Here is a 24529-nt window from a genome sequence, read left to right on the forward strand (position 1 = left end):
ATGCAGCCGACACCTTCTTTCGAGGATTTCGCCGCCGGCTACGAGAAAGGCGCGGCAGGCGTCGTGAGCGCGACGCTGGTCGCGGATCTCGAGACGCCGGTCGCAGCCTTCCTCAAGCTCACGGACGGCGGGCAGGCGCCCGCCTTCCTGCTCGAGTCGGTCGAGGGCGGCGCCGTGCGCGGCCGCTATTCCATGATCGGCCTCAGGCCCGACCTCATCTGGCGATGCCGGAACGGGCGGGCCGAGATCAACCGGGATGCCCTCAACCGGCCACAGGACTTCGTGCCGGAGGCCGCAGCCCCGCTCGACAGCTTGAGAGCCCTCATCACCGAGAGCCGCATCCCGCTCGCCGGCGACCTGCCTCCGATGGCGGCGGGCATCTTCGGCTATCTCGGCTACGACATGGTGCGCCTCATGGAGCGCTTGCCGCACCAGCCAGCCGATGCGCTGGACCTGCCGGATGCGGTCCTGGTGCGCCCCACGGTCATGGCGGTCTTCGACGCCGTCAGGGACGAACTCTCGCTCGTCACGCCCGTGCGCCCGAAGGAGGGCGTTTCCGCCCGAGCGGCCTACGAGGCTGCGCTGGCACGACTCGACGCCGCCCTCGAGGCGCTGGAGCGCCCCCTGCCCCACGATGCACGCCTCGATCCCACCGCCATCGCGGCGCCGGCGCCCATCTCCAACACCACGCCGGAAGAATTCAAGGCCATGGTGGCGCGGGCGAAGGAATACATCACCGCCGGCGACATCTTCCAAGTGGTGCTGTCGCAGCGCTTCGAGGCGCCGTTCACGCTGCCGGCGCTGTCGCTCTACCGCTCGCTGCGGCGGCTGAACCCTTCGCCCTTCCTCTGCTATCTCGATTTCCTCGACTTTCAGATCGTCTGCTCGAGCCCGGAGATCCTCGTGCGGGTGCGCGACGGCAAGGTCACCATCCGGCCCATCGCCGGCACGCGCCGGCGCGGGGCGACGCCCGAGGAGGACAAGGCGCTCGCCGAGGAGCTGCTGGCGGACCCGAAGGAGCGGGCCGAGCATCTCATGCTGCTCGACCTCGGCCGCAACGACGTCGGCCGCGTCAGCGAGATCGGCTCGGTGACGGTCACCGACAGCTTCTTCCTCGAATATTACAGCCAAGTGATGCACATCGTCTCGAACGTCGAAGGCCGGCTCGATCCGCGCCGCGACGCGCTCGACGCCCTCGTCGCCGGCTTTCCGGCCGGCACGGTCTCCGGCGCGCCCAAGGTCCGCGCCATGGAGATCATCGACGAACTGGAGAAGGAGAAGCGCGGGCCCTATGCCGGCTGCATCGGCTACTTCGGCGCCGACGGCGAGATGGACACCTGCATCGTGCTGCGCACCGCCGTGGTGAAGGACGGGCGCATGGCCGTGCAGGCCGGCGCCGGCATCGTCTATGATTCCGACCCGGAATTCGAGCAGCAGGAATGCATCAGCAAGGCGAAAGCCCAGTTCCGCGCCGCCGAGGATGCGGTACGCTTCGCCATGCGCGCACGACGGGGGCAATGATGAGACGGGAGCGATGGCGCCGGCTTCTGGAGGCTTGACCCACCACTGCCCCGACGGGCAAAGCTTTGACTCTCAGAAAGCCACGCGCATGCTCCGCATCCTTCTCGTCGACAATTACGATTCCTTCACCTGGAATCTCGTGCACCTCATCGGGGCGCTCGGCCCCGCGATCGACGTGCGCCGCAACGACGCCATCAGCGCCGACGAGGTGCTGGCGCTCGACCCCGATGCCATCGTCCTCTCGCCCGGTCCGTGCACGCCCAACGAGGCGGGCATCTGCCTCGAGCTCATCGAGAAGGCTGCGCCGAGCGTACCCATGTTCGGCGTGTGCCTCGGCCTGCAGGCCATGGGCCAGGCCTTCGGCGGCGAGGTGGTGCGCGCGCCCCTGCCGATGCACGGCAAGATCTCGCGCGTGCATCACAAGGGCGAGGGCCTCTTCCGCGGCATCAACGGCCCATTCGAGGCCACGCGCTACCACTCGCTCATCGTGGCGCGCGAGAACTGCCCGGCCGACCTCGCCGTCACCGCTGAGAGCGAGGACGGCCTCGTCATGGCCATGGCGCATCGGCGGTTGCCGCTCCACGGCGTGCAGTTCCACCCCGAGAGCATCCTCTCAGAGCACGGCGCGACCATAATGCGCAATTTCCTCGATATCGCCGCGCGCTGGAATGAGACCGGGCGCCCCGCAAGAACGAGCTGACGGAGCACCGATGGACGCCTTCAAACCCTTCATCGCCAAAGTCGCCACCGGTGTCTCGCTGAGCCGCGAGGAAGCCCGTCAGGCTTTCGACACCCTGCTCTCGGGCGAGGTGACGCCGGCCCAGAGCGGCGCCTTCCTGATGGCGCTGCGCGTACGCGGCGAGACGGTGGATGAGATTGCCGGCGCGGTCGAGGCGCTGCGCGCACGCATGGTGCGCGTCAGCGCTCCGGCGGGCGCCATCGACATCGTCGGTACCGGCGGCGACAACGCGGGCAGCTACAATGTCTCGACGCTCGCCGCCATCATCGCCGCCGCCTGCGGCGTACCGGTCGCCAAGCACGGCAACCGGGCCGCCTCCTCGAAATCCGGCGCCGCCGATGTGCTCGCCGCACTCGACGTCAAGGTGGGCCTCGACCCGGCTGGTATCGAGCGCTGCCTTGCCGCGGCGGGTGTCGGCTTCATGTTCGCGCCCGCTCACCACGCCTCCATGCGCCATGTGGCGCCGGTGCGCGTCGAGCTCGGCACCCGCACCGTCTTCAACCTCATCGGGCCGCTCGCCAATCCGGCCGGCGTGCGCCGCCAGCTGCTCGGCGTCTATTCCGAGAGCTGGCTCGAGCCGCTCGTCGAGGTGCTCGCCGCCCTCGGCGCACAGCGTGTCTGGGCCGTGCACGGATCGGACGGGCTCGACGAGATGACGACCACCGGGCCGACCTCGGTGGTGGCGCTGGAGGATGGGCGCATCCGCCGCTTCACCGTCACGCCGGAGGATGTCGGGCTTGCCCGGGCGTCGATCGCCGACCTGCGCGGCGGCGAGGCCGAGCATAATGCGGCCGCGCTGCGCGCCGTGCTCGCCGGGGAGAAGACGCCCTACCGCGACATCGCCGTCCTCAATGCCGCCGCCGGCCTCGTGGTCGCCGGCAAGGCCGCGGATCTCAAGGAGGGCGTTGCGGCCGCAGGGGCGGCGCTCGACAGCGGCGCCGCACGCGCTACGCTCGAGCGGCTCGTTGCCGCGTCGAATGCCTGAGGGCCCCATGAGCGACATTCTGGCGAAGATCGAAGCCTACAAGCGCCGCGAGATCGCGGCGGCAAAGGCGCGCATCGCGCACGAGGAGATGGTGCGCCTCGCCCATGCCGCCCCGGCCCCGCGCCCGTTCCTCGCCGCCGTCGAGGCCCATCTGGCCGAGGACCGGCCGGCCCTCATCGCGGAGATCAAGAAGGCGAGCCCGTCGAAGGGCCTCATCCGCGCCGATTTCGACCCGCCGGCGCTGGCGAAGGCCTATGCGGACGGCGGCGCGAGCTGCCTGTCGGTGTTGACGGACGGCCCCTCCTTCCAGGGCCATCCGGACTATCTCGGCGCGGCGCGCGCGGCCTCCGGCCTGCCCGCCCTGCGCAAGGACTTCCTGTTCGAGCCCTATCAGGTCTACGAAGCGCGCACGTGGGGCGCCGACTGCATCCTCGTCATCATGGCCTCCATCAGCGACGAAGAGGCGCGCGCCCTCGTCGCCGCGGCCGAGGAACTTACGATGGACGTCCTCGTCGAGGTGCACGATGCCGAGGAACTCGACCGCGCGCTGGCCCTCGGTGTGCGCATGATCGGCATCAACAATCGTGACCTGCGCACCTTCGAGACATCGCTCGCCGTCAGCGAGGCGCTGGCGCCACGCATTCCCTCCGGCCACATCGTCGTCGGCGAGAGCGGCATCTTCACCCATGCCGACATCGCGCGGCTCGCGGGTGTTGGCATCCGCACCTTCCTCGTCGGCGAGAGCCTGATGCGCCAGACGGACGTGACGGCCGCGACCCGCGCCCTCCTCTTCGGCGAGGCTGCAGCGGCATGACGCGGCTCACGCACGTCGACGCCTCGGGCAAGGCCAACATGGTCGACGTGGGCGACAAGGCCGTGACGCAGCGTATCGCGCAGGCGGAGGGCCATGTCGTCATGCTGCCGGAGACGCTCGCCCTCATCCGCTCGGGCGAAGCCAAGAAGGGCGACGTGCTGGCTACGGCCCGCATCGCCGGCATCATGGCGGCGAAGCGGACCCATGAGCTCATCCCCCTCTGCCATCCGCTGAACCTGACCAAGGTGAAGGTGGACTGCACCATCGACGAGGCGCTTCCGGGCGTACGCGTGACGGGCGAGGCGCGCGTCACGGGTCAGACCGGCGTCGAGATGGAGGCGCTGACCGCCGTCTCCGTCGCCTGCCTCACCATCTACGACATGGTGAAGGCCGCAGACCGGGCCATGCGCATCGAGGGCATCCGCCTCCTCGCCAAGAGCGGCGGCAAGTCCGGCGATTTCCGCGCCGGCGACCGGCCGGACGCGGAGAAGACGGCATGAGGAGGCCAGCATGAGGAGGCCAGCTTGGCCCTGACGCCGGTCGCCGATGCGCTCGCCGGCATCCTCGCCGGCGCGAGCCCCGTTCGCGAGCACGAGACCGTGCCGCTGCACAGGGCCGCCGGCCGCACGTTGGCCGTCGACCTCGCCTCCCTGCGCACCCAGCCGCCTTTCGTCGCCTCCGCGATGGACGGCTATGCCGTGCGTGCCGCCGATGTCACGGCCGTTCCCGCGCGCCTCTCGCTGATCGGCACCAGTGCCGCCGGTCATGCCTTTGCGGGCGCGGTCCGGCCCGGCGAATGCGTGCGCATCTTCACCGGCGCGCCCCTGCCGGCGGGCGCCGACGCCATCCTGATTCAGGAGAATGCCCGCGCCAACGGCGACCAGATCGAAGCGCTGTCGACGGTGGCGGCCGGGCGCTTCGTGCGCGAGGCCGGGCTCGATTTTCGCGAAGGCGAGATCCTGCTGCAGGCCGGCCGGCAACTCGCCCCCTCGGCAGTTGCGCTCGCCGCGGCCATGGGCCATGCGGCGCTGCCAGTGGTGCGGCGGCCGCGCGTTGCCATTCTGGCAACCGGAGACGAACTCGTCCGCCCCGGCGAACCGAGCCGACCCGATCAAATCGTCGCCTCCAACACCTATGCCGTTGCGGCCATCGCCGAACGGGCCGGGGCCGAAGCCATCGACCTCGGCATCGCCGGTGACGATCTCGCCGCGCTCTCTGCCGCGATCGATGCGGCCAAGGAGGCCCGGGCCGACGTGCTCGTGACACTCGGCGGCGCCTCGGTGGGCGATCACGATCTCGTGCAGCGCGCCCTTTCGGCGCAGGGATGGCAGCTCGGCTTCTGGCGCATCGCCATGCGCCCGGGCAAACCCCTGATGCACGGGCGCCTCAGCGCCATGGCCGTGCTCGGCCTGCCGGGCAATCCCGTCTCCAGCATCGTGTGCGCGCTCATCTTCCTCGCGCCGCTCGTGCGGGCGCTGAGCGGCGATCCGGATGCGGCCGAAATCGCGACCCTGCCGGCCCGGCTCGGCAGCGATTTGCCGGCCAATGACGAGCGGCAGGACTATCTGCGCGCCCGCCTCGCGACGGCCGACGACGGCACCCTCGTCGCCAGCCCCTTCCCGCGCCAGGACAGCTCCATGCTGCGCCTCATGGCGGAGGCCGAGGCGCTCGTCGTGCGTGCGCCCCATGCCCCCGCCGCCCGGGCGGGCGAGCCCTGCCGCATCATCCGGCTCTGAACTTCGCCTCGGTCGAACTTGCGGAACACACCGGGAACGTCTAATCTCGTTCATGATTTGTTTTCGACTCGCATCGACAATGCGATTCGACGAGGGGGAGCGAGATCGCCGGCCATGCTGACGCGCAAACAGCACGAACTCCTGCGTTTCATCCACGAACGCCTGCGTGAGACCGGCGTGCCGCCGTCCTTCGACGAGATGAAGGAAGCCCTCGATCTTAAGTCGAAATCCGGTATCCATCGCCTCATCGTGGCGCTGGAGGAGCGCGGCTTCATTCGCCGGCTTCCGAACCGCGCCCGGGCGCTCGAGGTGCTGCGCCTGCCCGACGGCGTCGCCGCAGCCCCGCGCGGGCGCTTCAACCCGAGCGTGGTCGAGGGCGGGCTTGGCAAGGTGCGCGCGCCGGCGCCTCAGGCGGTCGAACCCGCTGTCCAGACAGTTGCGATTCCTGTCATGGGCCGGATTGCTGCCGGCACGCCCATTTCCGCCATCCAGAGCCGCAGCCACACCGTCTCGCTGCCGCCGGACATGCTGGGCAGCGGCGAGCACTTCGCGCTCGAGGTGCGCGGCGATTCGATGATCGAGGCCGGCATCCTGGATGGCGATACGGTCGTCATCCGCAAGCAGGATACGGCGAATACAGGGGATATCGTCGTCGCCCTGATCGATGACGAGGAGGCAACGCTGAAGCGCCTGAGGCGCCGCGGCTCCTCCATCGCGCTCGAGGCGGCCAACCCGGCCTACGAGACGCGCGTGCTCGGCCCCGACCGGGTGCGCATCCAGGGCAAGCTCGTCAATCTGCTGCGTCGCTACTGACGTCGGGCTCCTGATCCTCCCCGCCCGTCTCATCGGCTGACGCGGGCGATGGCCGGCCCGTCGCGGCGCCGGCCGCCGTGGACAACGGTCGTGAAGGAAGCGCCTGCATCCAGGCGCGGCGCTCGTCGGAGGGCAACTGGCCGATGAGCCGATCGCTGCCGCCATTCCCGAGGATGACGGCCATTGCGCCGTTCTCGCGCAGCTTCGTGCGGTCGATGACCACGGGCGCTGCACAGCCGGGCGGGACGGTGAGCGCAGTGACGAGGATGTCGGCCCGCCGGCAGTCCTCGACGAAGGCCGAGGGGCGGCGCACCAGGGCGACCATGCGGCCGTCGACCGCCTGCATGGTGCAGCCGTCGCGGTCGCAGAAGACTCCGCTTTTGAGGCTTTCGTCGCCCGGCTGCCTCGCATCGCCGTCTGCGCGCAGCCATTGGGCGACGACGAAGGACGAGGCGCGGCCGAGCACGGCGAGACGCCCCTCGACACCCCGGACGGCCGCGCTCGCACCGTTGCGGTCGACGAAGATGTCCGGCCGCGCCGCTCCCGCGGCGATGGCGAGGGCGGCGGCCGCGGGCACGGCGGCGAGCCAGCGCAGCGGCGAGATGCAGATGGTCAGCACAAGCAGCGCCAGCGAGAAGAGGATGAGCGCGCTGCCCGGAAAGGCCGGTATCGCCATCACGGACAGGCGCCAGTCCTGCATGGCGTGGGAGACCGCGAGCACGATGGCCGTGCCCTGCCCCATCAGCCACCAGATGGGCGCGTCGAGGCCGAAGGGGTTGAGCAGAACCCCGAGCACAGCCGCCGGCATGACGATGAAGGAGACGAAGGGCAGCGCGATGCCGTTGCCCACCACGCTCAGCGGCATCGCCGTCTGGAAGTGATAGGCGCCATAGGCCCCTGTCGCCAGGGAGGCGACCAGGGTCGTGACGACGAGGGTGACGGTCCATCGCCACGCATGGCACAGGGCGCGCGCGACCGGACCGAGCGACGCCTCGCCCCTGCCCGGACGGGCCGCCTGCCATTCCGCGAGCGCCACGAGACAGGCCACTGCCGAGAACGACATCTGGAAGCTCGGCCCGAGCACTGCCTCCGGCTCGAGGGCGAGACACAAGATGGCGGCGAACGCGAGATTGCGCATCGAGAGCGCCGGCCGGTCGGCGAGAATGGCGCCGAGCATGGTCAGTGTCATGATCAGCGCCCGCTGGGTGGCGACGTCAGCACCCGAGAACAGGCAGTAGCCCACGGCCCCCGCCATGGCCGTCGCGGCGGCGATCTTCTTGATCGGCCACGTGAGGGCGATGGCCGGAAAGAGCGCGAGGAGCGCGCGCACGGCCCAGAACACCGTGCCGGCGGCGAGCGCCATGTGCAGACCGGAGATCGACACGATGTGATAGAGGCCGGCGGCGCGCAGGGCCTCGTTGGTATCCTCGGTGATGAGGCCGCGCTTGCCGGTGACGAGCGCAGCCGAGACAGCCCCCTCCTGCCCGCCGGCGGCACGGGCGATGCGCGTCGTCAGCGCATTACGCGCCTCGTCAAGCCATGTTGCAAGGGCCAGGCGCCAGTCCGGCACGCGCGGCGGGGCACTGATTTCCACACGCCCCACAAGCGAGCCGACGGCGCCGATGCCGCGGAAGAAGGCGTCGCGCGTGAAATCATAGCCGCCCGGCCAGGCCGCCCCGGGCGGCGGCATCAGGCGAGCGGTGGCCTCGATGAAATCGCCGGCGCGCAGCCGGGCCGGCTCGCGCATCGACACCCGCACACGCGCCGGGCGCTCGCCGTCGCCGAGGTTGCCGAGCGTCTCGACCCGCACGACGGCCCGCGGCCCCTGAGGCCGCTCCTCCACGCTTTCGACGAAGCCGGTGAGCGGCGCGATGGTCACGCGTGCGAGCACCGGCGCCTCCACGCGCGCCGTCCGTGCCGCACCGGCGAGGAAGCCGGCGAAGAGAAAGGCGGCGGCAACCGCCGCGACGAAAGTCACATGACGTCGCGAAACGGCTGCCAATCCGACGGCGATGGCGAGGGCGGCGACAGGCGCCCAGACGCTCGGCTCGCGGTCGGCCGCGAAATAGAGCAGCACCCCGATGCCGAAGCTCACCGCCGCCCAAGGGAGCAGGCGCCGGTGCGTGCTCTCCTCGTCTAGGCAGCGGACAAGGAAAGGGGTGATATCGGCAAGGGACAGGCCACCAGCCCGAACGGCGCCGCGTCCGCCGGTCGCGCGATCAAGCACGGCGGCAACGGCACGGGCCTGGCGAGATCGTTCCGGCGGCATGCGGAGCGAGGAATTCCTTACGTCGGACGGCAGGTCATGCTACACGAGCGCCCGCTGCATTGAACCATCAAGTCGCCGGATTTTGCGAGCAGCAGAACCGAGGCATGCGGCACGCTCGCATCGATTCGCCACCGCCACCTTCCGAGAGTTCCGAACACCCATGTCAGGCACGGTCGTCACCCGCTTCGCGCCTTCGCCCACGGGCTTCCTCCACATCGGCGGTGCCCGCACGGCCCTGTTCAACTGGCTCTTCGCTCGCCACCACGGCGGCAAGATGCTGCTGCGGATCGAGGATACCGACCGGGAACGCTCTACCGAGGCCGCGATCCAAGCGATCCTGGACGGCATGACCTGGCTCGGCCTCGATTGGGAGGGCGAGGTCGTGCACCAGTTCGCGCGCGCGGCGCGCCATCGCGAGGTGGCAGAGGAGCTGTTGCGTCGGGGCAAGGCCTATTACTGCTACGCCACGCCGGAGGAGCTCGAGGAAATGCGCGCCCTCGCCCGCAAGGAGGGGCGGCCGATGCGCTACGACGGCCGCTGGCGCGACCGCGATCCCGCCGAGGCGCCGGCCGGCGTCAAGCCGGTGATCCGCCTCAAGGCGCCGCAGACCGGCGAGACGGTGGTGGACGATCAGGTCCAGGGCCGCGTGACGTGGCAGAACAAGGACCTGGACGACCTCGTGCTGCTGCGCTCGGACGGGACGCCGACCTACATGCTGGCCGTCGTGGTCGACGATCACGACATGGGCGTCACCCACATCATCCGCGGCGACGACCACCTGACGAACGCGGCGCGGCAGACGCAGATCTACGAGGCGCTCGGCTGGGCGGCGCCGGTGATGGCGCATATCCCGCTCATCCACGGACCGGACGGCGCCAAGCTGTCCAAGCGGCATGGGGCGCTCGGCATCGACGCCTACCGCTCGATGGGCTATCTGCCGGCGGCGCTGCGGAACTATCTCGTGCGCCTTGGCTGGAGCCACGGCGACCAGGAGATCTTCTCTACCGAAGAGATGATCGCGGCCTTCAATCTCGCCAGCATCGGCCGCTCTCCCGCCCGTTTCGATTTCGCCAAGCTGGAGAACCTCAACGGCCACTACATGCGCCTTGCGCCGGACGAGGAGCTTGTTCGAGCCATCGAGGCGCTGCTGCCGGAGATCGGTCCGGCCCGCGGCCTCGGCACCTCGCTGGAGCCGGCGCTGCGGGCCAAGCTCCTCGCCGCGATGCCTGGCCTCAAGGAGCGCGCCAAGACCCTGATCGAGCTCCTCGACAGCGCGTCCTATCTTTATGCATCTCGTCCCCTGCAACTCGACGAGAAGGCGCGCGGCATTCTCGACGACGACGCCCGGACCCGACTCGGCCAAGTGCTCCGCCGCCTCGAGAGCCTCGATGCGTGGACGCCGGCGGGAACGGAGGCTGCCGTGCGCGCGGCCGCCGAGGAGGCGGGCGTGAAGCTCGGCCTGATGGCACAGCCGCTACGCGCGGCGCTAACGGGGCGCTCCACCTCGCCCGGCCTGTTCGACGTCATGGAGGTGCTCGGCCGCGAGGAGAGCCTGGCGCGGTTGCGTGATCAGACCCGCTGACGGGCCTCCACCGGGCGGGTTGATGCGGCGCAGCAACGACTTCTCCCAAGGGTTGCGGCGCCGGCATTGTTGCCGGTCAAGTCCCGCTTCCGGCGCTGCTTGAACGCATGCCGCGAATGCGATACGCAGGCCTCGATCTTATCTCGATCGGATCGAAAAACCGCGGGACGGCGGAGCGGAAAGGCAATCACAGCCAAGGGGCAACCCCTGCCGATGAGCCGTTGTCCTGTGCGCTTTACCCGAAGAAAGGGGATGCATCCATGAGCGCAGGAACGGGCACGTTCTCCATCGACGGCAAGACTATCGACCTTGCCGTGCGAGAGGGAACGATTGGGCCGAGCGTCGTCGACATCGCGCCGCTCTACAAGAATGCCGGGATGTTCACTTACGATCCGGGTTTCACCTCGACCGCGAGCTGCGAGTCCAAGATCACCTATATCGACGGTGACGAGGGCGTGCTTCTCTACCGCGGCTACCCGATCGAGCAGCTCGCCGAGCACGGCGACTTCCTGGAAACCTGCTACCTCCTCCTCTACGGGGAGCTGCCCACGGCGAGCCAGAAGGCCGATTTCGACTACCGCGTGACGCGCCATACGATGGTGCACGAGCAGATGACGCGGTTCTTCCAGGGCTTCCGCCGCGACGCCCACCCGATGGCGATCCTCGTCGCCTCGGTCGGCGCCCTCTCGGCCTTCTATCACGACTCCACCGACATCTCCGATCCGCAGCAGCGCATGATCGCCTCCATGCGCATGATCGCGAAGGTGCCGACGCTTGCGGCCATGGCCTATAAATATTCCATCGGCCAGCCGTTCATGTATCCGAAGAACAACCTCGACTACACGTCGAACTTCCTGCACATGTGCTTCGGGGTGCCGTGCGAGGAATACGTGCCGAACCCGGTGCTCGCCCGGGCGATGGACCGCATCTTCATCCTGCATGCCGACCACGAGCAGAATGCCTCCACCTCGACGGTGAGGCTCGCCGGTTCCTCGGGCGCCAATCCCTTCGCCTGCATCGCGGCGGGCGTTGCCTGCCTGTGGGGCCCGGCTCACGGGGGCGCCAACGAGGCGGCGCTCAAGATGCTGGAAGAGATCGGCACGCCCGACCGGATCCCCGAGTTCATCGCCCGCGCGAAGGACAAGAACGATCCGTTCCGCCTCATGGGCTTCGGCCACCGGGTCTACAAGAACTACGACCCGCGGGCCAAGATCATGCAGCGCACGACGCACGAAGTGCTGAACGAACTCGGCATCAAGGACGACCCGCTGCTCGATGTCGCCATGGAGCTCGAGCGCATCGCGCTGCACGACGAATATTTCATCGAGAAGAAGCTCTATCCGAACATCGACTTCTACTCGGGCATCACGCTGAAGGCGATGGGCTTCCCCACCTCCATGTTCACCGTGCTGTTCGCGCTGGCCCGCACCGTCGGCTGGATCGCGCAGTGGAAGGAGATGATCGAGGATCCGTCCCAGAAGATCGGCCGTCCGCGCCAGCTCTACACCGGCGCGCCGCAGCGCGACTACACCCCGATCGCCCAGCGCTCCTGAGCGGTTCGGACCAACGAAAGGGCCCCTCGCGGGGCCCTTTTTGTTTTCTCGTCGTTCTGCCTCGGCTTCCTCGCTGCTCAGCGCCCGACGACGGCGAGCACGATGCGCGCAGCCCTCTCGCTCGGTGCCTCGTCGCCGATGCGCATCGCCGCATCGAGGCGGGCGAGCGCGGCGAGCTGGGCCTGCCTTTCCGGCCCTTCCTCGATCAGCGGCGCGAGCGTACCGGCAAGCTTCTCGGGCGTGCAGTCCCATTGCAGGCGCTCGGGAATGGCGCTCTCGCCGAGGATGAGATTGGCGAGGGTGATGGTCGACACGGTGAGGAGGTGCCGCACCTGGGATTCGAGCCAGCCCACCTTGTAGGCGACCACCATGGGCACGCCGGACAATGCAAGCTCCAGGGTGACCGTGCCGGAGGCGGCGAGGGCCGCGTGGGCCTGCCGGAAGGCCGCCAGCTTGGCCGCGGCGCCGTGGACGATCTGCGGCTTCACTGGCCAGGTGGCGACAGCGGCCTCGATCTCATCGGCGAGGTGCGGCACGACCGGCATCAGCCAATGCAGCGGCCGCCGGCTCGCGGCCTCGACCAACGGCAAGGTTTCGCGGAAGACCGGCATGAGCCGCGACACCTCGGAGCGGCGGCTGCCAGGCAGCACCAGAACCGTCGCGGGCGCCCCTTCGGCAAGGGCCGGCCGCTCCCCGCTTGCCGGGCGCAACTCGGCCAGCCGCTCGATGAGCGGATGGCCGACATAGCTGCATTGAGGGCCGCCGAGACGCGCGTGGGCCGCCGGCTCGAAGGGCAGCAGCGCCAATACGTGGTCGACATAGGCGCGCATCTTGCGGGCCCGGCCGGGACGCCAGGCCCAGACGCTCGGGCTGACATAGTCGACCACCGGCAGGTCGGGCAGGCGCTTGCGCACCCGCTTCGCCACTGCGTGGGTGAAATCGGGGCTGTCGATGATGACGAGGATATCCGGCCGGGCCGCCACGGCGGCATCGACCGTGCGATGCACGCGATCGATGATCGTTCTGAGACGGCCGATGACGGCGGTGAAACCCATGACGGCGATGTCGTCGAGCGGGAAGAGACTCATCAGCCCTTCGCCGGTCATGGCGTGGCCTCCAACGCCCGAAAAACGGATGTCCGGATGCCGGGCCCGCAGCGAGCGCATGAGCTTGAAGCCAAGCTGGTCGCCCGATTCCTCCCCGGCGACGATGAAAACGTGCAATCCCGCCTGCTGCTGCATCAGCTCTCGATCCTGTCGTGCCGTCGCTCGATGCCGAGGAGGAAGAGGCCGCGCCGGTCCGCCTCGGCGATCGTGCCGGGCCCGTCGACGATCAGCGTTGCACCGGCGCCGATGGCGATGCCGGCAAGGCCGGCCCGCGCCGCGCAGGCGACGGTGCGCGGCCCGATGGTCGGCAGGTCGACGCGCAGGTCCTGTCCGACCTTCGCCATCTTGACCATCACCCCGCCGTGGACGGCGCGCAGGCGAGGGCTGCGCCGCAGGCGGCGCGCGCGCGCCAGCATCGCGTCGGTGCCCTCCGGTCCCTCGATGGCAACGACACGCCGCGCGGCAACGACCACCGCCTGTCCGACGTCGAACGGTGACAGTGCCTCGAGCACCCCCTGCCCGGCCGCCGCGGCCGCAAGGCTCGGCTCGTCGGGCATCACCGCGCCGAGAACGCCTGCGCCGGCAAGCAGCTCCGGCGCCAGCCGATCAATGCCGCCCACGGTAAGACCGCGTTCCTCGAGGAGACGGATAACGCCGGCGAGCAAGCCGTCATCCCCAGCCCCGAGGATCGCGGCGATCTCGTCGCGGTTCCGGAATGCCGCAAGCGCTCCAGCGAAGGCCGTGGGCTTCGGCCGATGCACTGTGCCGACGAGCACCACCTCGGCCGGCGCCCAGGCCTCGAGCTGTGCGAAGATACGCTTGTAATCAAGGATGTCGACGACAACGTCCGCTTCGCGGACAAGCCCGCGCTCGGCAAAGCCGCGCAGGGCAAGGACCCGAACGCTCCGATCGCGCCGCAACAGGGCTGCGCGAAGCAGGCCCGGCAGGGCCCCGCCGCCGGCAAGCAGGGCGACCGGTGCGCCAGCGGCCATGGTCAGTTCTCGTCGGAAGCCCGCGGAGTGCAGATGGAGCGCTTGCCGCCCTCGCGGATGAAATCGAGGATCTCATGCACGACGGCGTGGTTCTGGAACTCCGCCGCCACGTCCTCCACGCGCTCGCGCAGGCTGCCCTCGTCCGCGAAAAGCAGGCGGTAGGCGCGCCGGACAGTGTGGATATCATCGCGCGAGAAGCCGCGACGCTGCATCCCGACGATGTTGAGGCCCGACAGATAGGCACGGTTGCCCATCGCCATGCCATAGGGGATGAGGTCGTTCTCCAGGCCCGACATGCCGCCCACGAACGCATGCGCGCCAACACGCGCGAACTGGATGACCGCTGCCCCGCCGCCGATGATGACGTAGTTGCCAACGGTTACGTGGCCCGCCAGCATGACGTTGTTCGATAGGATGACATTGCTGCCGACGTGGCAGTCGTGCCCAACGTGCGAATTGGCAAGGAAGGCGCAGCGGTCGCCGATGACCGTCTTCATGCCCCCACCTTCGGTGCCGGGATTGAGCGTGACGCCCTCACGGATGATGCAGTCGCTGCCAATCTCGAGCGTCGAGGGCTCGCCGCGATACTTCAGGTCCTGCGGCTGATGGCCGATGGACGCGAAGGGAAAGATCCGCGTGCGGGGCCCGATGCGGGTACGGCCCGCGACAACCGCGTGGCTGACGAGTTCGCAACCGTCTCCCAGCGACACCTGCGGGCCGACATGGCAATAGGGCCCGATGCGCACGCCCTCGCCGAGGCGCGCACCCTCCTCGACAATCGCCGTCGGATGAATCTGCGACATCAGCTCACTCTACGACCAGCATGGCGCTGACTTCAGCCTCGCAGACGAGCACGCCATTGACCTTCGCCTCACCACGATACCACCACATGTTGCGGCGATTGGCGAGCTTGGTCATGTGATACTCCACCGTGTCGCCGGGCACGACCGGCTTGCGGAACTTGGCCTTGTCGATGGTCATGAAATAGACCTCCTTCGGCCGCGCCTTCTGGGCGAGCTTGGAGGCCACGCACATGGCTCCGGCGGTCTGGGCCATGCCCTCGATCATGAACACTCCGGGGAACAGCGGACGGCTGGGGAAGTGCCCCATGAACTGCGGCTCGTTGTAGGTGACGTTCTTGATGCCGATGCAGCTCTCGTCGCCCTTCATCTCGATGATGCGATCGATGAGCAGGAAGGGATAACGGTGCGGCAGATAGCTCAGGATCTGCACGATATCGGCAGCCTCGAGGCCCGTGGTCGCATCGTTCATGTATCGTCGTCTCCCCGCACAACGCAGACGCCGGGCGCCCGCAGTGGTTCCTTATCCTTCACCGGCGTCGCCGCGCCGGGCTGCCAGGTTCTTCAAGGTCATCAGTTCCCGCAGCCAGACCCGCATGGGCTTGGCGGGCGAGCCGCCCCACCTGACGCCCGCAGGCACGTCGGTCGCGACATTGCTCGTCGCCGCGATCTGTGCGCCCATGCCGATGCGAACGTGGCCGACGACACCGACCTGACCGCCGAGGACGACGAAATCCTCCAAGGTGGCGCTGCCGGCGATACCGACCTGCGAGACGATGACGCAATGGCGGCCGATGACGACGTTATGACCAATCTGCACCAGGTTGTCGATCTTGGTCCCTTCGCCGATCACCGTGTCGCGGCTGGCGCCCCTGTCGACCGTGGTGTTGGCGCCGATCTCGACATCGTCCTGGATGATGACGCGCCCGATCTGCGGCACCTTGAGATGACCTTCGGCGCTCATGGCGAAGCCGAATCCGTCCTGCCCGATCTTGGCGCCCGCATGCAGAATGACGCGGTTGCCTATCAGCGCGTGCTGCAGTACCACACCCGGCCCGACGGAGCTGTTGCGGCCGATGCGCACGCCGGGACCGACCACGGCATTCGACGCGATGACCGTTCCGGAGCCGATCTCGGCTCCCGGTCCCACGCTTGCCCCCGGATCAACGATGACGCCCGCCTCCAGCCGCGCCTGGGGATGCACATAGGCGCCGGGCGAGATGCCGTCGGCAGCGAACTGCGAGCCAGGCCGCACTGCCGCCGGATACATTGCCGTGAGCACCTTGGCGAAGGCACGGTAAGGCTCGGCGACCACGAGCGCGACGCAGCCGGCGGGCACCCGCGCGGCAAAACGCTTCGAGACGAAACAGGCACTTGCCTGCGTGACGTCGAGCGCAGCCGCATAGCGCGGATTGTCCATATAGGCGAGATCGCCCTGCGCCGCGCTTTCGAGCGGCGAAACTCCGCTCAACACCATCTGCGGGTCGGCGCCCGCAGGCAGCGTCACTCCGGTAAGAGACGCCACCTCGGCGAGCGTCGGGCGCACGGCCTGAACGAAGAACACCGGATCCGACATCGCCAGAAATGTCTTTCGCCTGAAACGGAAGCGGCCCTTGCGGGCCGCTTCGAGGAGAGCATCAGAAACTCGTGCCGCCCGAGAAGCGGAAGGCCTGGGTCTGATCCCCTGTCGCCTTCGACAGCACGAAGGCGTAATCGAAACGCAACGGGCCGAGCGGCGACTGCCAGAGCAGGCTCACGCCGACCGAGGAGCGGATCTTCTTGTCATCCCGGACGTTGAGGCATTCCGGCTCCTGGCTGAGCGGATTGGTGCCTGCCGCCGGGCAATAGATCGAGCCGTCGCCGTTGAGATCGAAGAACCTGTTGCCCTCGTAACCGAAGAGCGAACCTGCATCGGCGAAGACAGCGCCCCGCAGACCGAACTCGCGCGGCAGGCCGAAGATCGGGAACTGCACCTCGAGCGTGCCGCCGAAATAGGTCGTGCCGCCGAGCGCGTTGGCGCGGTAGTCACCGGTCATGTCGCGTGGCCCGATGCCGGACGGGGCGAAGCCGCGCACCAGCGAGGGGCCGAGGAAGAAGTTGTCGACAATGCGCAGGTCATTGCCGCCGAAGGCGCGGATGTGACCGCCCTGCACCTTGATCATGCCGACAACGTCGTCGAACAGCTCGTGATAGTAGCGCGCCTCGGCCGTGGCGCGAATGAACCGCGAATCGCCACCAAGGCCAGCGATCTCCGGCTTCACCTCAGCATAGAAGCCGGAACGCGGATCGCGGATGTTGTCGAGCGTATTGTAGGACAAAGTGGCGCCGACCAGTGACGTCCAGGTTGTCCCGACCGCTTCCTTGACCGCGATCGACGCTTCGCCGTTCCACGTGCAATTCGGGTAGGTCGCCGTGCCGTTGGGATTGACCGGCGTCAGCCCCGGCAGCGGAATGGAGCAGTCGTTATACGGCTTCGAGTAGGTATTCGGGATCTTGAGCTCGGACTGATACAGGGAGTAGCGCAGCGTCAGCGTGACCTCTTCGGTGATCGGCAGGCCGAGACGCAGCTGCCCGCCGGTCACGCGGTTCTCGTAGCGCGAATAGTTGGTGTTGTCGGTGTACTTCGAGAACAGGTCGACGCCGAAGGCCATGCGCTGGCCGAGGAAGTAAGGCTCCGTGAAGGAGAACTCCACGCCCTGCGTGCGCTGACCCCAGGTGCCGGCGAGGCGGACATACTGACCACGCCCGAGGAAGTTCGACTCGGAAACCGCGACCTCGCCGATGAAGCCGTCGGAGGTCGAATAACCGCCCGACACCGAGAACTGGCCGGTGGACTGATCCTCGACATCCACATTGACCACCACGCGATCCGGCGTCGAGCCGGGCTCGTTGGTGATGCGGACAGTCTTGAAATAGCCGAGATTGTTGAGGCGCCGAACGGCACGGTCGATCAGCACCTGATTGTAGGCGTCACCTTCGCCAATGTCGAACTCGCGGCGGATGACATAATCGCGTGAGCGCGTGTTGCCGCGCACATTGATGCGCTCGATATAAACGCGCGGCCCCTCTTCCACCACGTAATCAAGTGCGATCGTGTGGGAGGCCGGATCGCGCGTGCCGCGCGGGCGCACAACCAGGAAAGGGTACCCCCGGCGACCGAGCTCAGCCGTCATGTTGGTGAGGGTCTTCTCGACGGCCTCAGCATTGTACACGTCGCCCGAGGACAGGCGCGTCAGCCGCTGCAGCTCCGCAGCCTGCACTTCCGGTACGGTTGAATCGACCGTGACACCGCTGACGCGATACTGCTGACCCTCGTCGACAGTGATGGTGACGATGTAGCCCTCGCGAGCCGCGTCGAACACCGCATCCGCCGAGACAACGCGGAAATCGGCATATCCGTTCTTCAGGTAATAGCGACGGATCAGCTCGAGGTCGGCAGAAATGCGATCAGGATCGTAGACGTCGGTATTTTTGAGGAACGACAGGAAATTCATTTCCGTCGTCGTCATCAGGTTGCGCAGCCTCGACGACGAGAAGGCATTGTTGCCGACGAAGTTGATTTCCTTGACGCCGGTCTTGTCGCCCTCGTCGATGGTGAAGACGACATCGACCCGGTCGTTCGACAGCGGCACCACGCGGGCATCGACCTTGGCGAGGCTGCGGCCGCCGCGGCGATAGATCTCGCGGATGCGCTCAATATCACCGTCGACCACCGACTGGCTGAGGGGCGTGCGCGCCTGGGTCTGCATCTCGGGGCCGAGCTGCTCGGACTTCAGCTTCTTGTTGCCCTGAAACACGACGCGATTGATGAGCGGAGCGCCGACAGTCGCCGTCTGCGCACCCGCACGCGCGCCACGTGCCGACTGGGCGGTGGCAACCTGGGCGCTCGCAACGATGGCCACGCTGGCAAGGAGCACGCCCGTCAGGCGGCGCGCCACTCTGGCCCGGCGGTTGTTCACATTCCGCGTCATCAGGTGCCTACCCTCTTTATTCTTTCCCGAACGAACCGTCTCGATTGCCCGGAGTATGGGTCGAAGACGCTTCTACAGAGTTTACGCCGGTCTGCAAACGGGCCGAAGGCGCCATGCGCGCATTTTTCGAGCAAGCGTTGCCCGTCGGTCACGTCGCTCCGAGACCGAAAGCGGCGCCCAGATGCTGCAGATCGTTCCACGTCACGAAGAGCATGAGCATGAGCACCAAGGCAAGCCCGATTCTGAAGCCGATTTCCTGCGCCTGCTCGCTGAGCGGGCGTCCGCGCACGGCCTCGATGGCGTAGAATAGCAGATGGCCACCATCGAGCATCGGCACCGGAACGAGATTTATCAAGCCAATAGAGACAGATAGGATCGCCGCCAGATTGATGAGGCCGGCAAGCCCGCCCATCGAGGCGACCTCCCCGGAAACCTGTGCGATGCGGATCGGGCCCGAGAGCTGATCGGTCGATTCCCGGCCCGTCAGGAGCTTTCCGACATAATCGCCGGTGCGCTCCACGATGTACCAAGTATCCGTTAACCCTATCCGCAGAGAATCGACGATGCCGTATTGCTTCACGGTCCAGTCGCCGGGGTCGCGGGAGGCGCGCAGGCCGAGCAGGCCGATGCGCTGCTTGCCGAATGGTGTCGTCATCTCGCGCAGGTCCGGTGTCGCCGTGAGCATCACCTCGCTGCCGTCCCGTTCGACGGTGACGGCCAGCGCCTCGCCCGGGCGGGCGCTGATGATGCGCTGCATGTCGGCGAAGCTTTCCACGGGGCGCCCGTCGATGGAAAGCACGAGATCGCCCGGACGGATGCCGGCGCGCTCGGCGGCGCTGCCCGCCTCCACGGCGTCGACCCGCGGCAGGAGAATGGCCCGGCCGCCCAAATAGACACTCGCGGTGAAGATGGCGATGGCGAGCAGGAAGTTGGCGATGGGACCGGCGGCCACAATCGCCGCGCGGGCGCCGACACCCTTGTGGTAGAAGCTACCGCGCCGTTCGGCCTCGGACATGGTGTCGAGCGCGTCGCGGTCCGGCATGCTGGCGCTGTTGGCATCGCCGGCGAATCTCACATAGCCGCCGAGCGGGATCGCCGAGATGCGCCAGCGCGTTCCCTGGCGATCCGTCCAGCCGACAAGTTCCCGGCCGAAGCCGATGGAGAAGGCCTGGACGGCGACGCCACAGCGGCGGGCGACCCAGAAGTGGCCGAGTTCGTGGAAGAAGACCACGACCGTCAGCACGAACAGGAAGGGAACCACATAGCTCAGGAGCCCCCACCCCGCGCCGATCACCGTGCCCGCTATGTCCATCGTCCACTCCTCGCCGGGCTCACTTGCGCCCGTTCAGCATGATTGCTGCAGAAGCGCGCGGGCTCGCTCCCGCGCGGCAAAGTCCACCGCGAGCGCTTCCTCGATCCCTGCCGGCGCGGCGCTCGCGCCCTCGCGCGTGCATACCGCCTCGACCAAGCGGGCGATATCCCCGAACCTGATGCGTCCTGCAAGGAACGCTTCCACCGCGACCTCGTTGGCCGCGTTGAGCACCGTCGGCGCGGCCCCACCCTGCTCCAGGGCTTCACGCGCCAGCCGCAGCGCGGGAAAGCGTGCGGTGTCGGGTTCGGCGAAAGTAAGGCAGCCCATTGCGGCAAGATCGAGCCGCGGGATCTGTGTTTCAACGCGCTCGGGCCAGCTGAGGCAATGCGCCACCGGCACCCGCATGTCGGGTACCGCAAGACCGGCCGAGAGCGACCCGTCCCGGAAATGCACGATGCCATGGACGATCGACTGCGGATGCACCAGCGCTCTCAGCCGCGCGGCAGGCAGGCCGAAGAGATGATGGGCCTCGATCAGCTCGAGGCCCTTGTTCATGAGCCCGGCGGAATCGACGGTGATCTTCGCCCCCATCGACCAGTTGGGGTGCTTCAAGGCCTCCTGCGGAGTCGCCTCGGCAATGGCCTTCGCCGGCCAGTCACGAAAGGGTCCGCCGGAGGCCGTCAAGGTCATCGCCTCGACACTCTCGATGGGAGCCTCGCCCAGAGCCTGGAAGAGCGCGTTGTGTTCGGAATCGAGCGGCAGGATCGTCGCACCGGCCGCGGCGGCATCGCGCATGAAGGCGGCGCCCGCGCTGACGAGACATTCCTTGTTGGCGAGCGCGATGCGGCGGCCGGGGCGAAGCGCACGATGGGTCGGGCGCAGCCCGGCCGTGCCGGCGATCGCGGCGACGACGAGGTCACAGTCCCGATCCACGGCCTCGAGCACCGCCGCCTCGCCCGCCCCGTTCGCGATGCCACTGCCGGACAGGGTCTCCGCAAGAGCCGCCCCGCCCTCGCCGTCCGCCAGCACGGCGCAGCGCGCGCGCAGCCGCAACGCCACGCCGGCGAGCGCGCGCGCATCGCGGCCGGCGACGACGGCCTCGACTTCGAAACGCCCGGGATGGGCGGCGACCACATCGGCCACTGCCCGGCCGACGGAGCCGCTGGCACCGAGGATGGTGAGACGTGTCGCCATCGCTGCCCCTCACAGCGCCGGAGCCCGGACGGTGGAGTTGACGACGAGCCCCAAGCCGACGAGAACCGCCACGGCCCAGAAGGCATCGAGCCGATCCATCACGCCCCCGTGGCCCGGAATGATGTGTCCGGAATCCTTCACCCCGGCCCGGCGTTTCAGCGCGGATTCGGCGAGATCGCCGAGCTGGCCGAGCGCCGAGGCGATGGCCGAACAGCAGCCGACCAGCCACAGCGGGACAGCCTGCGCGACGCCGTTATCCTGCGCGACAGCGACGACAGCCATGCCGGCAAGGCTGCCCGCCAAAAGTCCGCCAAAGAAGCCTGACCATGTCTTCTTCGGGCTGATGCTCGGCCACAGCTTCGGCCCGCCGAGACTGCGGCCGGTGAAATAGGCGGCGATATCCGTCATCCAGACGACAGCGAACATCCACAGGATGACGACGAGGCCGACCTCCGGCAGGGCGCGGGCAGCAACGGGAACGAGCCCGATGACCGCCGCATAGAGAAGACCGGCCAGCGCCCACAGGCGCGAGGTGCGATCACGCCCGAGGGCGGCAAGGCCGGCGGCCCCCACCGCAAGCGCGGTCAAGGCAGACGGCAGGTGGCCGCTCACCGACAGAACCACACTGGCGACGGCCACGGCCGCGGCGCCGCCAAGAGCCAGGACGGGCTGGTCGCGCGCCGGCGATAGCGCCACCCATTCGCGGCAGACGAGCGCGCCCGCCAGGGCCCAGAGGATGTCGAAGGCAAGTCCGCCCCACCAGGCTGTGCCGAGCGCCACGGCGACGAGGGCGATGCCGGACAAAATGCGCCGGCCGAGCTCGGATGAGAGGAAGGAACCAGTGCTGCGGGGCGTGGCCGGCGGTCGCGGCTCTGGAGAAGCCATGACGCTCAGGCGCTCGCCGTCAGGCCGCCATAACGCCGCTCGCGCCGGGCGAATTCAGCAAGCGCCTCGTCGAAGGCGGCCTCGTCGAAATCGGGCCACAGCACCGGCAGGAAGACGAGTTCGGCATAGGCCGCCTGCCAGAGCAGGAAGTTCGACAGACGCTGCTCGCCCGAGGTGCGGATGATGAGGTCTGGATCGGGAACGCCGGCCAGGTCGAGCCGGGCAGCGACGGCATCGGCGTCGATGGTGTCAGGAGCGAGGCGGCCGGCGGCGACCTCCTCGGCGAGGCGCCGGGCGGCACGAACGATCTCCTGCCGCGAGCCGTAGTTGAAGGCGACGACGAGGGTCAGGCCGGTGTTGTCGCGCGTGACGCTTTCGGCCTCCTCGAGCAGGGCCGTGATGTCGGGCTTGAGATTGGCCCGCTCCCCGAGGATGCGGACACGGACATTCGCCCGGTGCAGCTCGGCAAGGTCGCGGCGCACGAAGAGCTTCAGGAGGTTCATGAGGTCGGCGATCTCGGTTGCCGGCCTGCGCCAGTTCTCTGACGAGAAGCTGTAGATGGTGAGATAGCGGATGCCTCGCGCCGCGGCGGCACGCACGGCACGGCGCAACGCCTCGACGCCCCGCCGGTGGCCCTCGGCCCGCGGCAGGTGGCGCTTCTGCGCCCAGCGGCCGTTACCATCCATGATGATGGCGACATGCGCCGGCACGCCGGCCTCGCCTGCCGCCGCCCGCACATCTTCCGCTGCCGTTGCCGGCTCGGTCATTACCGTCATCGACCCGTCCTCACGGCGCCATCGGCCCCGACGTCGCACCGCGCCGCCGCCCCCGTCATGCAGATCAGACCTGCATGATCTCCTTTTCCTTGGCCGCGAGAAGCTGATCGATCTCGGCAATCGCCTGGTCGGTCGCCTTCTGGACGAGATCGGCCTCGCGGGCGTGGTCGTCCTGGCTCATGTCGCCGTCCTTCTCGAGCTTCTTCAGCGTGTCGAGGCCGTCGCGGCGGACGTGGCGCACCGCGATGCGCGACTCCTCCGCATATTTGTGCGCGACCTTGACCATCTCCTTGCGGCGCTGCTCATTCATCTCGGGAATGCGCAGGCGGATCACCTGCCCCTCCGTCTGCGGGTTGAGGCCGAGATCGGAATCGCGAATGGCCTTCTCGACGGCCGAGACCATGCCGCGGTCCCACACCTGCACGCTGAGGAGGCGCGGCTCCGGCACGCTGATGGTCGCGACCTGGTTGATGGGCATCAGGCTGCCGTAAGCGTCAACCTGGATGGGCTCGACAAGGCTGGCCGAGGCGCGGCCGGTGCGCAGTCCGCCAAGGTCGTGCTTCAGGGCCTGAACGGCGCCCTGCATGCGACGCTTGATGTCGGCGAGGTCGTATGTCTGGCTCATTGTTTTTGCTCGCTCCCTGCAAGATATCGCGGCGACGTTGAGCGCGCCCGAGCCTCCGGGTCAAGACCTTCGTCTCGAATCGGTGAACACGGGCGCGTGCGCCTCACGTCGCGGGAGCAACGATGGTGGCCCGCCCCCCACCCTCGAGCACGGCCCCGATGGAGCCCGGCTCCGCAAGGGAGAAGACGACGATGGTGAGCCCCGCCTCGCGCGCAAGAGCGAACGCGGCCGTGTCCATCACTTTGAGATTGCGGGCGATGGCTTCGTCGTGAGTTAGGCGCTCGAAGCGGGTGGCAGTCGGGTCCTTCTTCGGATCTGCCGTATAGACGCCGTCGACGTTCGTCGCCTTCATGAGCAGCGCGCACGACAGCTCGGCCGCACGCAGCGCCGCGCCGGTGTCGGTCGTGAAATAGGGATTGCTGGTGCCGCCGCCGAGGATCACGACCTTGCCATGGGCCATGTGGTCGAGGGCGCGCTTGCGCGCATAGCTCTCGCACAGAGACGGCATGGGCACCGCCGACATGGCGCGCGCGGGTACTCCAGCCGATTCGATGGCGTGCTCCAATGCCAGGGCGTTCATAACCGTGCCGAGCATGCCGATGGAATCGGCCGTCGGCCGGTCGAGACCCTTGGCAAGGCCTTGCACCCCACGGAAGAAATTGCCGCCACCGACGACGACGGCGATCTCGTGGCCGACACCGGCGGCCGTGGCGATGTCGTTGGCGAGCGCAGTCAGGGTTTCGCCATGGATGCCGGCTCCGCCCGGTCCCGCCAGTGCCTCACCCGACAGTTTGATCAGCGCCCGTTTGCCAGCCATCGTCCCTTCTGCCTCCGCCAGGGCCTGCAGCGATCCGAC

General features: G+C 68.3%; 22 protein-coding genes. 9 read left to right on the plus strand and 13 right to left on the minus strand.

The window, feature by feature from the left end:
- From trpE to lexA, 7 genes are all read left to right on the plus strand, one after another.
- Entirely contained in the window at positions 1–1521 is a 1521-nt protein-coding gene (trpE, locus tag ASC46_RS05670; RefSeq protein ID WP_055458305.1) for an anthranilate synthase component I, read from the plus strand.
- A gap of 88 nt (positions 1522–1609) precedes the next feature.
- A complete protein-coding gene (locus ASC46_RS05675) occupies positions 1610–2221 on the plus strand; it encodes an anthranilate synthase component II (protein WP_055458306.1) in 612 nt (203 codons plus the stop codon).
- Between the two features lie 10 nt (positions 2222–2231).
- Complete coding sequence (gene trpD, locus ASC46_RS05680) at positions 2232–3245, plus strand: anthranilate phosphoribosyltransferase (RefSeq protein ID WP_055458307.1); 1014 nt, start codon at positions 2232–2234, stop codon at positions 3243–3245.
- A gap of 7 nt (positions 3246–3252) precedes the next feature.
- Positions 3253–4059 (plus strand): indole-3-glycerol phosphate synthase TrpC, encoded by an 807-nt coding sequence (trpC, locus tag ASC46_RS05685; RefSeq protein WP_055458308.1) that lies wholly within the window; start codon positions 3253–3255, stop codon positions 4057–4059.
- Positions 4056–4559: a cyclic pyranopterin monophosphate synthase MoaC gene (gene moaC, locus ASC46_RS05690; protein WP_055458309.1), complete on the plus strand. Its 504-nt coding sequence runs from the start codon at positions 4056–4058 to the stop codon at positions 4557–4559. Before trpC ends, moaC begins: the two co-directional genes overlap by 4 nt.
- Positions 4560–4583: 24 nt before the next feature.
- The gene (locus ASC46_RS05695) at positions 4584–5795 is read left to right on the plus strand and encodes a molybdopterin molybdotransferase MoeA (protein ID WP_055458310.1); all 1212 of its coding nucleotides are present in this window, start codon (positions 4584–4586) and stop codon (positions 5793–5795) included.
- Between the two features lie 114 nt (positions 5796–5909).
- The gene (lexA, locus tag ASC46_RS05700; protein ID WP_019403650.1) at positions 5910–6608 is read left to right on the plus strand and encodes a transcriptional repressor LexA; all 699 of its coding nucleotides are present in this window, start codon (positions 5910–5912) and stop codon (positions 6606–6608) included.
- Here the strand turns inward: lexA and ASC46_RS05705 are convergent.
- Entirely contained in the window at positions 6586–8703 is a 2118-nt protein-coding gene (locus ASC46_RS05705) for a ComEC/Rec2 family competence protein (protein ID WP_245280478.1), read from the minus strand. The genes lexA and ASC46_RS05705 overlap by 23 nt on opposite strands.
- Positions 8704–9037: 334 nt before the next feature.
- On the opposite strand from ASC46_RS05705, the gene gltX reads away from it, so the two are divergent.
- Both gltX and gltA read left to right on the plus strand, forming a co-directional pair.
- Positions 9038–10459: a glutamate--tRNA ligase gene (gene gltX / locus ASC46_RS05710; protein WP_055458312.1), complete on the plus strand. Its 1422-nt coding sequence runs from the start codon at positions 9038–9040 to the stop codon at positions 10457–10459.
- Between the two features lie 260 nt (positions 10460–10719).
- The gene (gene gltA, locus ASC46_RS05715; RefSeq protein ID WP_055458313.1) at positions 10720–12012 is read left to right on the plus strand and encodes a citrate synthase; all 1293 of its coding nucleotides are present in this window, start codon (positions 10720–10722) and stop codon (positions 12010–12012) included.
- Between the two features lie 77 nt (positions 12013–12089).
- Here the strand turns inward: gltA and lpxB are convergent, their stop codons facing one another.
- The 12 genes from lpxB to pyrH all read right to left on the minus strand — a co-directional run bounded on the left by lpxB (position 12090) and on the right by pyrH (position 24490).
- Positions 12090–13253 (minus strand): lipid-A-disaccharide synthase, encoded by a 1164-nt coding sequence (gene lpxB / locus ASC46_RS05720; protein WP_055458314.1) that lies wholly within the window; start codon positions 13251–13253, stop codon positions 12090–12092.
- Positions 13253–14110: an LpxI family protein gene (locus ASC46_RS05725; RefSeq protein WP_055458315.1), complete on the minus strand. Its 858-nt coding sequence runs from the start codon at positions 14108–14110 to the stop codon at positions 13253–13255. Before ASC46_RS05725 ends, lpxB begins: the two co-directional genes overlap by 1 nt.
- Before the next feature lie 2 nt (positions 14111–14112).
- Positions 14113–14913, minus strand: coding sequence for an acyl-ACP--UDP-N-acetylglucosamine O-acyltransferase (gene lpxA, locus ASC46_RS05730; protein WP_055458316.1), 801 nt, complete (start codon positions 14911–14913; stop codon positions 14113–14115).
- Positions 14914–14917: 4 nt separating this feature from the next.
- Complete coding sequence (fabZ, locus tag ASC46_RS05735; protein WP_055458317.1) at positions 14918–15382, minus strand: 3-hydroxyacyl-ACP dehydratase FabZ; 465 nt, start codon at positions 15380–15382, stop codon at positions 14918–14920.
- Positions 15383–15433: 51 nt separating this feature from the next.
- On the minus strand, positions 15434–16486 hold the full coding sequence (gene lpxD / locus ASC46_RS05740; RefSeq protein ID WP_055458318.1) for a UDP-3-O-(3-hydroxymyristoyl)glucosamine N-acyltransferase: 1053 nt from the start codon (positions 16484–16486) through the stop codon (positions 15434–15436).
- Between the two features lie 61 nt (positions 16487–16547).
- Positions 16548–18881: an outer membrane protein assembly factor BamA gene (gene bamA, locus ASC46_RS05745; RefSeq protein ID WP_055458319.1), complete on the minus strand. Its 2334-nt coding sequence runs from the start codon at positions 18879–18881 to the stop codon at positions 16548–16550.
- 148 nt (positions 18882–19029) lie between these two features.
- Positions 19030–20193, minus strand: a complete 1164-nt coding sequence (gene rseP, locus ASC46_RS05750) for an RIP metalloprotease RseP (RefSeq protein WP_055458320.1) — start codon at positions 20191–20193, stop codon at positions 19030–19032.
- Positions 20194–20226: 33 nt separating this feature from the next.
- Positions 20227–21387: a 1-deoxy-D-xylulose-5-phosphate reductoisomerase gene (gene dxr / locus ASC46_RS05755; protein WP_055458321.1), complete on the minus strand. Its 1161-nt coding sequence runs from the start codon at positions 21385–21387 to the stop codon at positions 20227–20229.
- A 9-nt stretch (positions 21388–21396) separates the two neighbouring features.
- Positions 21397–22272: a phosphatidate cytidylyltransferase gene (locus ASC46_RS05760; RefSeq protein ID WP_055458322.1), complete on the minus strand. Its 876-nt coding sequence runs from the start codon at positions 22270–22272 to the stop codon at positions 21397–21399.
- Between the two features lie 5 nt (positions 22273–22277).
- Complete coding sequence (locus ASC46_RS05765; protein WP_425349087.1) at positions 22278–23048, minus strand: isoprenyl transferase; 771 nt, start codon at positions 23046–23048, stop codon at positions 22278–22280.
- Between the two features lie 64 nt (positions 23049–23112).
- Positions 23113–23673: a ribosome recycling factor gene (gene frr / locus ASC46_RS05770; RefSeq protein ID WP_055458324.1), complete on the minus strand. Its 561-nt coding sequence runs from the start codon at positions 23671–23673 to the stop codon at positions 23113–23115.
- Between the two features lie 103 nt (positions 23674–23776).
- The gene (gene pyrH, locus ASC46_RS05775) at positions 23777–24490 is read right to left on the minus strand and encodes a UMP kinase (protein ID WP_096335194.1); all 714 of its coding nucleotides are present in this window, start codon (positions 24488–24490) and stop codon (positions 23777–23779) included.
- Between the last annotated feature and the right edge of the window lie 39 nt (positions 24491–24529).

This window comes from Chelatococcus sambhunathii (assembly GCF_001418005.1).
Classification (GTDB): Bacteria; Pseudomonadota; Alphaproteobacteria; order Rhizobiales; family Beijerinckiaceae; genus Chelatococcus_A; species Chelatococcus_A sambhunathii.

Bases quoted from the DNA above. Each gene is read 5' to 3' on its own strand.
- moaC (WP_055458309.1), top strand. From the start codon at position 4,056: ATGACGCGGCTCACGCACGTCGACGCCTCGGGCAAGGCCAACATGGTC.
- frr (WP_055458324.1), bottom strand. From the start codon at position 23,673: ATGAGCCAGACATACGACCTCGCCGACATCAAGCGTCGCATGCAGGGC.
- lpxB (WP_055458314.1), bottom strand. From the start codon at position 13,253: ATGCAGCAGCAGGCGGGATTGCACGTTTTCATCGTCGCCGGGGAGGAA.
- lpxA (WP_055458316.1), bottom strand. From the start codon at position 14,913: ATGTCGCAGATTCATCCGACGGCGATTGTCGAGGAGGGTGCGCGCCTC.
- ASC46_RS05675 (WP_055458306.1), top strand. From the start codon at position 1,610: ATGCTCCGCATCCTTCTCGTCGACAATTACGATTCCTTCACCTGGAAT.
- bamA (WP_055458319.1), bottom strand. From the start codon at position 18,881: ATGACGCGGAATGTGAACAACCGCCGGGCCAGAGTGGCGCGCCGCCTG.
- ASC46_RS05725 (WP_055458315.1), bottom strand. From the start codon at position 14,110: ATGGCCGCTGGCGCACCGGTCGCCCTGCTTGCCGGCGGCGGGGCCCTG.
- pyrH (WP_096335194.1), bottom strand. From the start codon at position 24,490: ATGGCTGGCAAACGGGCGCTGATCAAACTGTCGGGTGAGGCACTGGCG.
- ASC46_RS05760 (WP_055458322.1), bottom strand. From the start codon at position 22,272: ATGGCTTCTCCAGAGCCGCGACCGCCGGCCACGCCCCGCAGCACTGGT.
- gltX (WP_055458312.1), top strand. From the start codon at position 9,038: ATGTCAGGCACGGTCGTCACCCGCTTCGCGCCTTCGCCCACGGGCTTC.
- fabZ (WP_055458317.1), bottom strand. From the start codon at position 15,382: ATGAACGATGCGACCACGGGCCTCGAGGCTGCCGATATCGTGCAGATC.
- trpE (WP_055458305.1), top strand. From the start codon at position 1: ATGCAGCCGACACCTTCTTTCGAGGATTTCGCCGCCGGCTACGAGAAA.
- dxr (WP_055458321.1), bottom strand. From the start codon at position 21,387: ATGGCGACACGTCTCACCATCCTCGGTGCCAGCGGCTCCGTCGGCCGG.
- rseP (WP_055458320.1), bottom strand. From the start codon at position 20,193: ATGGACATAGCGGGCACGGTGATCGGCGCGGGGTGGGGGCTCCTGAGC.
- lexA (WP_019403650.1), top strand. From the start codon at position 5,910: ATGCTGACGCGCAAACAGCACGAACTCCTGCGTTTCATCCACGAACGC.
- trpC (WP_055458308.1), top strand. From the start codon at position 3,253: ATGAGCGACATTCTGGCGAAGATCGAAGCCTACAAGCGCCGCGAGATC.
- gltA (WP_055458313.1), top strand. From the start codon at position 10,720: ATGAGCGCAGGAACGGGCACGTTCTCCATCGACGGCAAGACTATCGAC.
- trpD (WP_055458307.1), top strand. From the start codon at position 2,232: ATGGACGCCTTCAAACCCTTCATCGCCAAAGTCGCCACCGGTGTCTCG.
- ASC46_RS05765 (WP_425349087.1), bottom strand. From the start codon at position 23,048: ATGACGGTAATGACCGAGCCGGCAACGGCAGCGGAAGATGTGCGGGCG.
- lpxD (WP_055458318.1), bottom strand. From the start codon at position 16,486: ATGTCGGATCCGGTGTTCTTCGTTCAGGCCGTGCGCCCGACGCTCGCC.